The organism is Aquirufa sp., from assembly GCF_044239315.1.
GTDB lineage: Bacteria > Bacteroidota > Bacteroidia > Cytophagales > Spirosomataceae > Aquirufa.
Window position 1 is genome coordinate 13,691 of record NZ_JBIIBQ010000009.1, and the last position, 11,290, is coordinate 24,980.

The 11,290-nt window shown below is 36.0% G+C and carries 12 protein-coding genes; 5 read left to right on the forward strand and 7 right to left on the reverse strand.

Translation table 11 applies throughout. The features are described 5' to 3' along the window. Window positions 1–108 precede the first annotated feature (108 nt). The 6 genes from secG to ACILP5_RS04760 are packed head-to-tail and all read right to left on the reverse strand — an operon-like array spanning window position 109 to window position 4,843. Window positions 109–426, reverse strand: coding sequence for a preprotein translocase subunit SecG (gene secG / locus ACILP5_RS04735; protein ID WP_395617507.1), 318 nt, complete (start codon window positions 424–426; stop codon window positions 109–111). 2 nt (window positions 427–428) lie between these two features. Then, window positions 429–950, reverse strand: a complete 522-nt coding sequence (locus tag ACILP5_RS04740) for a hypothetical protein (protein WP_395617508.1) — start codon at window positions 948–950, stop codon at window positions 429–431. A 7-nt stretch (window positions 951–957) separates the two neighbouring features. After that, window positions 958–1,464 carry an LptE family protein gene (locus tag ACILP5_RS04745; RefSeq protein WP_395617509.1) on the reverse strand — a complete coding sequence of 169 codons (507 nt, stop codon included), beginning with the start codon at window positions 1,462–1,464 and terminating at the stop codon, window positions 958–960. Then, window positions 1,442–2,728, reverse strand: coding sequence for a sigma-54 interaction domain-containing protein (locus ACILP5_RS04750; protein ID WP_395617510.1), 1,287 nt, complete (start codon window positions 2,726–2,728; stop codon window positions 1,442–1,444). The genes ACILP5_RS04745 and ACILP5_RS04750 overlap by 23 nt, the downstream gene beginning before the upstream one ends. Beyond that, window positions 2,722–4,137: a tRNA (N6-isopentenyl adenosine(37)-C2)-methylthiotransferase MiaB gene (gene miaB / locus ACILP5_RS04755; RefSeq protein WP_395617511.1), complete on the reverse strand. Its 1,416-nt coding sequence runs from the start codon at window positions 4,135–4,137 to the stop codon at window positions 2,722–2,724. The genes ACILP5_RS04750 and miaB overlap by 7 nt, the downstream gene beginning before the upstream one ends. Before the next feature lie 52 nt (window positions 4,138–4,189). Further along, window positions 4,190–4,843 carry an ABC transporter ATP-binding protein gene (locus ACILP5_RS04760; RefSeq protein WP_395617512.1) on the reverse strand — a complete coding sequence of 218 codons (654 nt, stop codon included), beginning with the start codon at window positions 4,841–4,843 and terminating at the stop codon, window positions 4,190–4,192. Between the two features lie 95 nt (window positions 4,844–4,938). On the opposite strand from ACILP5_RS04760, the gene sucC reads away from it, so the two are divergent. Genes sucC through ACILP5_RS04785 form a run of 5 tightly spaced genes read left to right on the forward strand, consistent with a single transcriptional unit; the run spans window position 4,939 to window position 9,018 of the window. Beyond that, window positions 4,939–6,129 carry an ADP-forming succinate--CoA ligase subunit beta gene (gene sucC / locus ACILP5_RS04765; RefSeq protein ID WP_395617513.1) on the forward strand — a complete coding sequence of 397 codons (1,191 nt, stop codon included), beginning with the start codon at window positions 4,939–4,941 and terminating at the stop codon, window positions 6,127–6,129. Window positions 6,130–6,132: 3 nt separating this feature from the next. After that, a complete protein-coding gene (locus ACILP5_RS04770) occupies window positions 6,133–6,744 on the forward strand; it encodes a fumarylacetoacetate hydrolase family protein (RefSeq protein WP_395617514.1) in 612 nt (203 codons plus the stop codon). Between the two features lies 1 nt (window position 6,745). Continuing rightward, window positions 6,746–7,186, forward strand: a complete 441-nt coding sequence (gene bcp / locus ACILP5_RS04775; RefSeq protein WP_395617515.1) for a thioredoxin-dependent thiol peroxidase — start codon at window positions 6,746–6,748, stop codon at window positions 7,184–7,186. A gap of 10 nt (window positions 7,187–7,196) precedes the next feature. Next, the gene (locus ACILP5_RS04780; RefSeq protein WP_395617516.1) at window positions 7,197–8,054 is read left to right on the forward strand and encodes a transketolase; all 858 of its coding nucleotides are present in this window, start codon (window positions 7,197–7,199) and stop codon (window positions 8,052–8,054) included. 10 nt (window positions 8,055–8,064) lie between these two features. After that, entirely contained in the window at window positions 8,065–9,018 is a 954-nt protein-coding gene (locus ACILP5_RS04785) for a transketolase family protein (protein ID WP_395617517.1), read from the forward strand. Window positions 9,019–9,021: 3 nt separating this feature from the next. Here the strand turns inward: ACILP5_RS04785 and ACILP5_RS04790 are convergent, their stop codons facing one another. Beyond that, window positions 9,022–11,289: a BamA/TamA family outer membrane protein gene (locus ACILP5_RS04790; RefSeq protein WP_395617518.1), complete on the reverse strand. Its 2,268-nt coding sequence runs from the start codon at window positions 11,287–11,289 to the stop codon at window positions 9,022–9,024. Window position 11,290 lies beyond the last annotated feature (1 nt).

An 11,290-nucleotide genomic window follows, 5' to 3' on the forward strand; every position in this document is an offset into this window, starting at 1 on the left:
TAGAGATTATACATCCATGCGAACATGGCAGAAATGGTTATACAATAATAATGCCAAAACTCATTGCTGAAATTTTGGCAGTATCAGAAAAAATATAGAAGGTACTAACTATTGCTTGGGTGCTACTGGAGCGGGAGCAACAGGTACCGTTTTAGTAGCTGCTTTTTCTACGTTTACTGAGGTGCTTGTTTCCTTCGTATCTGATAAGCTGAAATTAGTAGCTAATACCAATACTAAAATAGCAATTGAAAATCCCCAAGTTAATTGTTCAACTAAATCACCTGTCTTTTGAACGCCAAACATTTGGGTTGCACCAGAAGATGAAAATTCTCCACTAATTCCGCCGCCTTTAGGATTTTGTACTAAAATAAGCACGACTAATAATGCTGAGAAGATAATAATCAATGAAATCAATAAAGTAAACATATTTATTCAGTTAGTAAATTTTTTAATTCTGAAATTCGAGATGCAAAGTAAAGTCTTTTTTCAGGTTTAATCAAACTTAACTTCTCATATAATTCAATCGCTTGTAAATATTTACCTTGCTTAGTGAGAAGAATAGCTACCGTTTCAGATATAGGCAGACTAAATTCAGTAGCAGATAGGTCTTCTTGAGGGAAGTCCTCTATTTCTGATCTCTTGGGTTTAGCTAAGGTTGGTTGATTCAAAATAAATTGATCAATTAAAGCGACCTGTAATGCTTTTATCTCTTCGGCTGGGATAGGCTCAGCTACTTCAACTAATTCACCTTGAATATCATGGATGGATTGAAAGTATTGTTTTCGTTGAGATGATTGTAAGGCTATTCTTTGTTGTTTTAGTATTGAATAGCGTTCATTCCAATGCAATAAATAGAAATAGGGATAAAGCAATTTATCCTGACTTAGTTCACTTTGATCTGACCGATCAAGTTTATTTAATAAAAACCAAAGTTTTTGCGCGTTAGACATATATATATTACCAATCCCCGGCAATTTTATTAAACAAATCAAGAATAATTTGATCTACTAATTTCGGGATAATTTCTTTTTCTACTTGTGGTAGGGTCTGATTTTGTGGGAAATCCTGATAAAAAGAGAATTCTTGTTCGAAGTTTTTATCCTCATCTAGTCGATTTATTAATCGAAATTGTATGGTTAAAGTTAATCGATTCAAGCCTGCTTTATCGTCGCCTGTAGGAGCCTGAGGCGTTAATTCATAGCCTATGATAGATCCTTCAATTTGCAGATCAGGATTCTTATTGGTTATTTTTAGAGAAGTATTACGTTGAAAATATTCCTTTAATTTTTCATTAATTTCCAAACTTAAGTTAGCAGGACCTCCCGCAGTTTCCATACGGATATTACTAATTTCTATCGTTTTTAAATTAGGATCCAAACTAGCCCCTTTAAAACTGTAGCATGAGGATAGTAAAAATAATATTCCTAAAGAAAGGCAAAGATTAATCCAGTTCTTCCAAATCATATTGCTTTATTTTACGGTATAATGTGCGTTCTGAAATACCTAGGTCTTTTGCTGCATATTTTCGTTTATTTTTATTTTTCTTTAAAGCGCGAATGATAATTTCTTTTTCCTGTTTTTCTAAAGATAAGGTCACATCATTAGCCGGCAAGATTATCTCCTCAAAGATGGAATCAATGGGCTCTTCTGTAAATTTAGTTTCTTCTTGCTCATGAATGGGTAAAGATAACCCAGGGTTCGGGTTACTTACCTCTGTATGATTCCTCACATCTTCAAAGACAGCCATGTTATCATGTAGTATTTCATAAGCTTTAGATTGATCGGATTCAACAACCTTCAATAATATTTTCTTTAGTTCCGTTACATCGCGCTTTAAATCAAATAGAATCTTATATAAAATCTCTCTTTCATTCATTCCTTCCGGACCTGAGAATGCATCTGACTTGACTACTGAATTACCTAATTTAGGCTCATTAAATTCCAAATAATACTGCAATTGTAATTCATCAATGATTCTATCCCCTAATTCGAGTACAGATATTTGTTCTGCAAGATTCTTTAATTGACGTATATTCCCAGGGAAGCGCTGTTTTTGAAGCAGCTCTTTAGCTTCCTTCGTTAACATAATCGGTTTAACTCGATGTGATTCTGAAAAATCTGTTGTGAATTTTCTAAACAATAATTCAATATCATCACCACGCTCGCGTAGCGGTGGAACATAAATAGGTACTGTACTTAACCGGTAGTACAAATCTTCTCTAAACTTTCCCTTCTCAATCGCCTGTTGTAGATTCAGGTTTGTGGCAGCGACAACCCGAGCATTGGTTTTTTGTACTTTGGATGATCCTACACGATAAAATTCGCCATTTTCTAATACACGCAATAAACGAGCTTGTGTTCCTAATGGCATTTCCGCAATCTCATCAAGGAAAATAGTACCTCCATCAGTTACTTCAAAATAGCCTTTTCGAGCTTCAATTGCACCTGTAAATGATCCTTTTTCATGGCCAAATAATTCAGAATCAATAGTACCCTCTGGGATCGCCCCACAGTTTACAGCGATAAATGCGCCATGCTTGCGTTTCGATAGAGAATGTATGATTTTTGAAAACGACTCTTTACCCGATCCACTTTCTCCAGTAATTAATACGGTCATATCTGTAGCAGCTACTTGCTCAGCTACAGATATAGCACGCAAAAGGGCAGAAGCGTTTCCAATGATACCGAAACGCGCTTTAATATTAGAAAGATGATTGTTGTCTAACATAATTCACCTAATAAAGTTCCTGATGTACAATGTGTTACGTTTACAAACACATAATCTCCTTTAACTTCGCTTCCTTTTGGAAAAACGACGACTTTATTTGAATCTATTTTACCGTAATGATGTAAACTTGATTTTTTCGAATCGCCCTCTACTAAAACTTGAACTTTTCTACCTACCCACATTTCATTGCGTTTGGCAGAATGAATACGTTGCAAATCGATTATTTCTTGTAGACGTCGCATTTTAACCTCTTCAGGCACATCGTCTATTAATTTCTTTTCTGCTGGAGTCCCTGGACGTTCTGAGTATGCGAACATATAACCAAAATCATATTCTACTTCAGCTAATAAGGATAATGTATCTTGATGATCTTCTTCAGTTTCAGAACAAAATCCAGCAATCATATCTTGTGAAACCCCACATTCTTCACCTAGAATGGCACGAATTGACTTTATTCTTTCTAAATACCATTCACGTGTATAGGAGCGTTTCATCAATTGTAAAATTCGATTGCTTCCACTTTGAGCTGGCAAATGAATATTCTTGCAAATGTTATCGTAATTCTTCATCGTATATAAAACCTCATCGGTTATATCTTTTGGATGTGAAGTGGAGAATCGAACGCGCAATAGAGGATTAACTTGGGCTACGGCTTCTAGCAATTGAGCAAAATTGACTAAGGAACCTGATTCTGATGTCCATTTATAAGAATCAACATTTTGGCCTAATAAGGTTACTTCTCTGTATCCTTGTTGAACTAACTTTTCACACTCTAAAATAATGGATGGCAAATCACGAGAACGTTCCCGACCTCGTGTGTAGGGAACTACACAGAAGGTACACATATTATCACAACCTCGCATAATACTCACCATGGCAGTAACGCCGTTCGAATTTAAACGAACCGGTTCGATATTTCCATAGGTTTCTTCACGTGATAGAAATACATTGATTGCTTTTTGGCCATCTGAAACTTCCTCCAATAAGGAGGGTAAGTCGCGATATGCATCTGGTCCTGCCACTAAATCCACGATCTTTTCCTCATCGATCAACTTGGTCTTCAGGCGTTCAGCCATACAACCGAGAATTCCTACCGTTAAAGCTGGATTCTTGGCTTTCAAATGAGTGAATAGTTGTAATCGATGACGGATTTTGTGCTCTGCGTTTTCACGAATGGCACAGGTATTTAGAAGAATGGTGTTAGCTTCTTTTACGTTAGATGTCGTAACATATCCGTTTTCTTGTAGGATGGAGGTTACGACTTCGGAGTCTGCAAAATTCATTTGACAGCCATAACTTTCGATATAGACTTTTTTTCCAAAAGAGTTCTCTGCGACTTGATCCTCCGATATTCTTGGAACATCTAATCCATCTTTCTCTTCTTTCGTCAATACTTTTAAATCTTGCATTTTACAATCACTGAAATTTAGATTGCAAATTTATGACATTTTGGCAGTAATTCTATTCGATTCGACCTGAATTTAGATAAATAACCTGATCAGACTGCGTGGTAAGTTTTTCATTGTGAGTTACCATAATAATTCGTTGTTGCCAAACAGCTTTTAACTCGACAAACAATTCATATAAAGTTTCCGCATTCTTGTTATCTAAATTTCCCGTAGGTTCATCAGCTAATAAGAGGGTAGGTCGATTAATTAACGCTCTTGCCACTGCAACTCGCTGTTGTTCGCCACCTGAAATTTGTGAAGGCAATTTATTCAAAATAGGCTGTATACCTAATGTTTGAACTATTTTATCAAACAATTCATGATCTGATTCATTTAAAGTCTCTCCTTTGATAAATAAAGGGAATTTGATGTTTTCTTCACAGCTAAATTCACCTAGTAGATTATGAAATTGAAAAACGAATCCCAATTTTTGATTTCTAAAAACAGCTTGATCTTTCTCAGACAATGACTCATAAGCAATACCATCTAAATAAATTTGCCCAAAGTCGGCTTTCGAAAGTAAACCCATTATCTGCAACAAGGTACTTTTTCCTGAACCAGATGGTCCTAAAATACTGACCATTTCTGATTCTCTAACTTGTAGAGAGATATTATCTAGAATTAATTGTGTTCCATAACTTTTGGAAATATTTTTTAATTCTAACATTTTTTTGTCTTTTTTTTAGAAAATACGATTGAATGAATCCTTATTTAATATTTACGCAAATAAATAGTAATTTCACGGAAATAAAATTTTACTAAATGAATATTCACGAATATCAAGCGAAAGAAATCTTAAAAGGTTATGGAGTGCGCATTCAAGAAGGAATTGTCGTTGACTCATTGGACCACGCTATTTCTGCAGCAGAGCAATTAAAAGCTCAAACTGGCACAGGATGGTTTGTTGTTAAAGCTCAGATTCATGCGGGTGGCCGTGGAAAAGGGGGCGGCGTCAAACTAGCTAAAAATTTAGATGAAGTAAAAGAGCGTGTCTCTCAAATTTTGGGAATGCAATTAATTACACATCAAACTGGTCCTGAAGGAAAGAAAGTTAATAAGGTTTTGATCTCTGAGGATGTGTACTATCCAGGTGATTCTGAACCTAAAGAATACTATTTATCGATTTTATTAGACCGTGCTAAGGCTTGTAATGTAATCATGGCAAGTACAGAAGGCGGAATGGATATCGAAGAAGTAGCTGAGCATAGCCCAGAAAAAATCATTAAAGAGTGGATTGATCCTCGGGTAGGCCTTCAAGACTTCCAAGCTCGTAAAGTAGCTTTTGCTTTAGGATTGAGCGGAGCTGCTCTGAAAGAGATGGTTAAATTTATCCAATCACTTTACCGTGCCTATGTAGAGACTGATTCATCTATGTTTGAAATCAACCCAGTGTTGAAGACTTCAGATGATAAAATTTTAGCTGTAGATGCGAAAGTGAACTTAGATGATAACGCTTTATTCCGTCACAAAGACTTAGCTGTTTTACGTGATATCGAAGAAGAGGATCCATTAGAAGTGGAAGCATCTGAAAATGATTTGAACTACGTTAAATTAGATGGTAACGTAGGATGTATGGTGAACGGAGCTGGTTTAGCGATGGCAACCATGGATATTATCAAATTATCAGGCGGAGATCCCGCTAACTTCCTTGATGTAGGGGGTGGAGCTAATGCAAAAACAGTAGAAGCAGGTTTCCGTATCATTTTACAGGATCCCAACGTGAAAGCAATCCTTATCAATATTTTTGGGGGTATCGTTCGTTGTGATCGTGTTGCAAACGGAGTTGTGGAAGCATACAAAAATATTGGTGAAATTAATATACCAATCATTGTACGTCTTCAAGGTACAAATGCAGAAGAGGGTGCAGCGATTATTAATAACTCAGGCTTGAAAGTATTCTCTGCCGTTTTATTGAAAGATGCAGCTCGTTTAGTATCAGAAGTTTTAAAATAAGCTATGAAAATTATTTGCATCGGTCGTAATTATGTAGATCACATCACCGAATTATCGAATGAGAGGCCTACAGAACCTGTAGTCTTCTTAAAGCCTGATACGGCTTTGTTAGATGCAAATAGTCACTTTTACTATCCTAAATTCTCCTCTGATGTTCATTATGAATTAGAGTTAGTATTTAGGATAGGCAAAGTGGGCAAAAATATAGAAGCAAAATTTGCGCATAAATACATTGATTCTTACGGATTAGGTATTGATTTCACCGCACGTGATGTTCAGAGCAAATTAAAAGATAAGGGTTTACCATGGGAGAAGGCAAAGGCATTTAATGGCTCAGCTTTTGTAAGCACTATGTTACCTTTTGAAGCGAGTCTTTTAGATAGCCCTATTCATTTCAGTTTACATAAAAATGAAACCTTAGTTCAGGATGGAAATTCTGGATTAATGATTTGGAATGTAGCTGAATTGATTGAAGATGTATCGAAGTACTTTACATTAAAAACAGGGGATTACATTTTTACAGGTACTCCTGCGGGTGTCGGCCCTGTGGCTGTAGGTGATGTCTTAACAGGATCATTAGAAGGCCGAAAATTATTCGAATTAACTATCTCCTAATATGAAACTAACAATTGGTCAAGCAGCTCCTGCCATTTCAATGGTGGATTCTGATGGTAATAATTTTACTATTCCATCTGGGAATAAAGTTGTTCTTTATTTTTATCCAAAAGATAATACTCCTGGTTGTACAGCACAGGCTTGTAATTTAAATGAAAATTTAGATGCTCTTAAAGCTAAAGGTTTTCAGGTAGTAGGAGTTAGTATTGATAGCAATGCTTCTCACACGAAGTTCAAAGCAAAATTCAATCTTCAATTTCCGCTTTTATCGGATCCAGAACATCAAATTGCGGAAGCATTTGGTGTGTGGGTAGAGAAATCCATGTATGGTAAGTCTTATATGGGTGTTGCTAGGACTACATTCATCATTGACGATAAAGGAATTATTACAGACATTATTGAAAAAGTGGATACCAAGAACCACAGTTCTCAAATTCACTAATCACCCTAACATGCAAACACAAGAAATACAAAAAATTAGCTCTCAGGTTCGAAGAGATATTTTAAGAATGGTTCACAGTTGCCAATCTGGTCATCCAGGTGGTTCTTTAGGTTGTACAGATCTTTTAGTGGATCTATACTTCAATACTATGAAACTGAAAACAGATGCAACGGGAAAAGTTGTGTTTGATATGGATGGAACAGATGAAGACTTGTTCTTCCTTTCTAATGGACATATTTCTCCTTTAATTTATAGTGTTTTAGCTCGTCGTGGCTATTTCGCTACGTCTGAATTAGCTAGCTTCAGGAAGATTAATACACGTTTGCAGGGACACCCGACTCCGCATGAACATTTAGAAGGTATTCGTATTGCTTCCGGTTCTTTAGGACAAGGACTTAGTGTGGCGATTGGAGCTGCGCAAGCGAAGAAATTGAATGGAGATAAGTCAACTGTTTACTGTCTAATGGGGGATGGAGAGCAGAATGAAGGACAGGTTTGGGAAGCAGCGATGTATGCTCCTCATCATAAAGTAGATAATTTGATTGCTTTCATTGATGAAAATGGTCAGCAAATTGATGGTCCTACAGAGAAAGTAATGAGTAATCGTGATTTACAGGCAAAATATGAAGCCTTCGGCTGGAATGTGATGCGCATGGATGGTAATAATGCGGAGGATATTCAAAATACCTTAATAAAGGCAAAAGCTGCTTTAGGTAATGGTTTCCCTATCATGATTATCATGAAGACCGAAATGGGAGCTGGTGTTGACTTTATGATGTATTCTCATAAATGGCATGGTGTTGCACCTAACGACCAACAATTACAAGACGCATTAGCGCAATTAGAAGAAACTTTAGGAGATTATTAATCAAATAGAAATGGCATTATTTACCTACGAAACAAAAAAAGATACACGTTCCGGTTTTGGAGCAGGAATGGAGTATTTAAGTCAACATAATCCTAAAGTGGTGGCTTTATGTGCTGATTTGATCGGTTCATTGAAATTAGAAGGTTTTATAAAAAATAGCCCTGAGCGTTTTTTCCAAACAGGTATTGCAGAAGCGAACATGATTGGTATCTCTGCAGGTTTAACTTTAGGTGGTTTTATTCCCTTTGCAACGACATTTGCAAATTTTGGAACTGGTCGTGTGTATGACCAAATTCGTCAATCGGTAGCTTATTCAGGCAAGAATGTAAAGATCTGTTGTTCTCATGCGGGTTTAACACTTGGAGAGGATGGAGCTACCCACCAAATTTTAGAAGATATTGGCTTGATGAAAATGTTACCAGGCATGGTAGTCATTAATCCATGTGATTACAATCAAACAAAGGCGGCAACTATTGCTATTGCTGAATATGAAGGTCCAGTATATCTTCGTTTTGGTCGTCCTGTAGTTCCCGTGTTTACTCCAGAGGACCAGAAGTTTGAAATTGGTAAAGCAGTTCACCTTGTAGATGGAACAGATGTTACGATTTTAGCTACAGGGCATCTCGTTTGGGAAGCTATTCAAGCCGCCGAAGCTTTATTAGAAAAAGGAATTAAAGCAGAAGTAATTAATATTCACACGATTAAACCATTAGACGTTCAGGCTATTTTGGCTTCTGTTAAGAAGACTGGTTGTGTAGTTACAGCTGAAGAGCACCAGTACAATGGTGGTTTAGGCGATTCTGTAGCTCAGTTTCTAGCGATGAATCATCCGACACCGATGGAGTTTGTCGGAGTGAATGATTCTTTCGGAGAATCTGGAAAACCTGCTGAACTGATGGAAAAATACGGCTTAAATGCAGAAGCTATTGTTGCGAAAGCAATGAAAGTAATGGCGCGCAAATAATCCTTAAAAAGGATAGCCAATACCAATATTAAATTCAATTGGGTTTTGTCCTGCTTCGAATGAGGTTTGCGGCAGAACCCATTTTTGATTTACAGGATTTGCAGGATTGATGACTTTCGTAGCTAAATCAAGTCTTAACAAAAAGAAATTAAAGTCCCAACGAAGTCCAAATCCAGTTCCTACCGCAATTTGATTATAAAAATCACTCAATTGAAATTGAGTAGTAGGGTCAGTATTCCCTTGGGTCATATTCCAAACATTACCAGCATCGATGAAGAAGGCTCCATTCATTTGACCAAATAATTGAAATAATTTAAACCGATATTCAATAGAGGATTCTAATAATATACTTCCCGGCTGCTCCACTAAATTTGAGGCAGAGACATATGCCCCAGGTCCTAATCTTCTAGGTTTCCAGGCTCTAACACTCGAAGGTCCACCGATAAAGAAATTCTTTTCGTATGGTAATTGGAAATCATTTTCTTGGCCATAGGAATAGGCAACTCCACCAATCAGTTTGAAGGCGATCTGTGATTTTTGATTGCTGCCCAGCATTTTGTATTTACGGAAATCAAAATTTATTCGCAGAAATCTATAAAACTGAATTTCTTGCCCATTATTTAATAAATCAGTAACAAAATTAAACTTATAATTAGGTAAAAAATTGAGTGTTGTCCCGCCAGATTCCAGTCCTAATTGTAAAATTTTTCCACTTTTAAGTTCATTACTTGGTAATAAATCTCGGTACACGTATTGAAAGGAAAGGCTGCTTACAAAACTGGGATTGAAACTTCGATACAAGTTATTTCCTTTCACCTTCAATTCCTCGAGGTATGCTTTAAATGAGTCTGATGTTGATGTTTCTGGATATAACGTATTTAATAAGTTAAGATCGATTAAAGAAAAAGTGAAGAAGCTATTTTCACTTTTTTGCCATGAATATCTTTGAAATAGGTTTAGATTAGTTCTTTGATATTCGGGACGATTGATAAAGTCAAAACCAACCCCAACAGAGGTTTTTGCCCCATAATAAGATCCGAGTTTTCCTACAATTACTTTAGGTAAGTGAAGAAATGGAAAATTAATGGATGCTGATAAGTTTAACTCAAGGTTATTACGTGTTTCAGTCGTATTGATAAATCCGGACTGTGCCTCATATCCAATTCGTGTTGAAAAATCGAAATAATCTAAACCGGAGAAAAGACGCCTTATTTTCAATGAATTTGTCAAAAATGGACCAGGAATACCTCTAAATACACTTCCGCCTAATTCAGAACTAAAATTGTATTTCTCATTTTGGAATAATTCAATCTTAGGAAATAAGCGAGTTTTAGTTGTGTCAAAACGGATAGAAACAGTCTTAAACTGATCTGTTAGATAGATATTCTTTAAGCTTTGATTAAATAAATCTACTGAATACAAATCGTCTTCATGGAGATTAATCAATTTAGCCAGACTTTTTAAAGGTGGGCGTTCAGCAGGATTTCCATAAGGATCCGATATACTAAAATTAGGCAATCCTATTCGGTAAAGTCTGTCATAATTCGTTATTGTAGAATAATTCTTAAACTCAGGGATCTTGTAATATAAAGATATACGTTGTAGTGACGAATCTTTAAAATCATTTAATCTAATACCCACAGCATCAGGAGAGAAATAATAATATCCCTCATTTCTAAGGTGATGACTTAATTGCTCCTTTTCTTTATTAATTAAAGATAACTGCAAACGTCCCATTGGTCTAATTATGCTATTTTCTTTCAAATAGGAGTTAACATGTTCCGCCAAAATAGGATTATCAACTGATACTGAATCCTGTTTAGTAAAATAACTAGCTTCCCCCTCATCAATGGCGAATATCACATTAACCAGATTGTTATTTGTATCTAATTTAGATTCAATTTTGGCATTCAAAAAGCCATTCTCTCGATAATAACGTTGTATTTGAGCTGTGTTTGTTGTTAGCCAAATAGCACTAAAGTCTGGATTGGGAGACTTGAAGAATTGAATAAAACTAGGCTTAATTTCGAGAGAATCTTTTCTTTTCCTTTTTATGCCCAGATAAGTGTATAATTTTGCAGGCAGTAAACGACGGTATGAATTTTTTAAACCTAGTATATTGGTTCGTAATTCAGCTTTAGATATTTGCTGATTCCCTACTAAGTCTATTTGATTTATTATTGGACTTGGAATTTTAAAAGATTGGTATTGTCCACAAGATATGAGACCAAAACTTAGTACAATAAAACCGATAATTGATTGATTTTTCAAG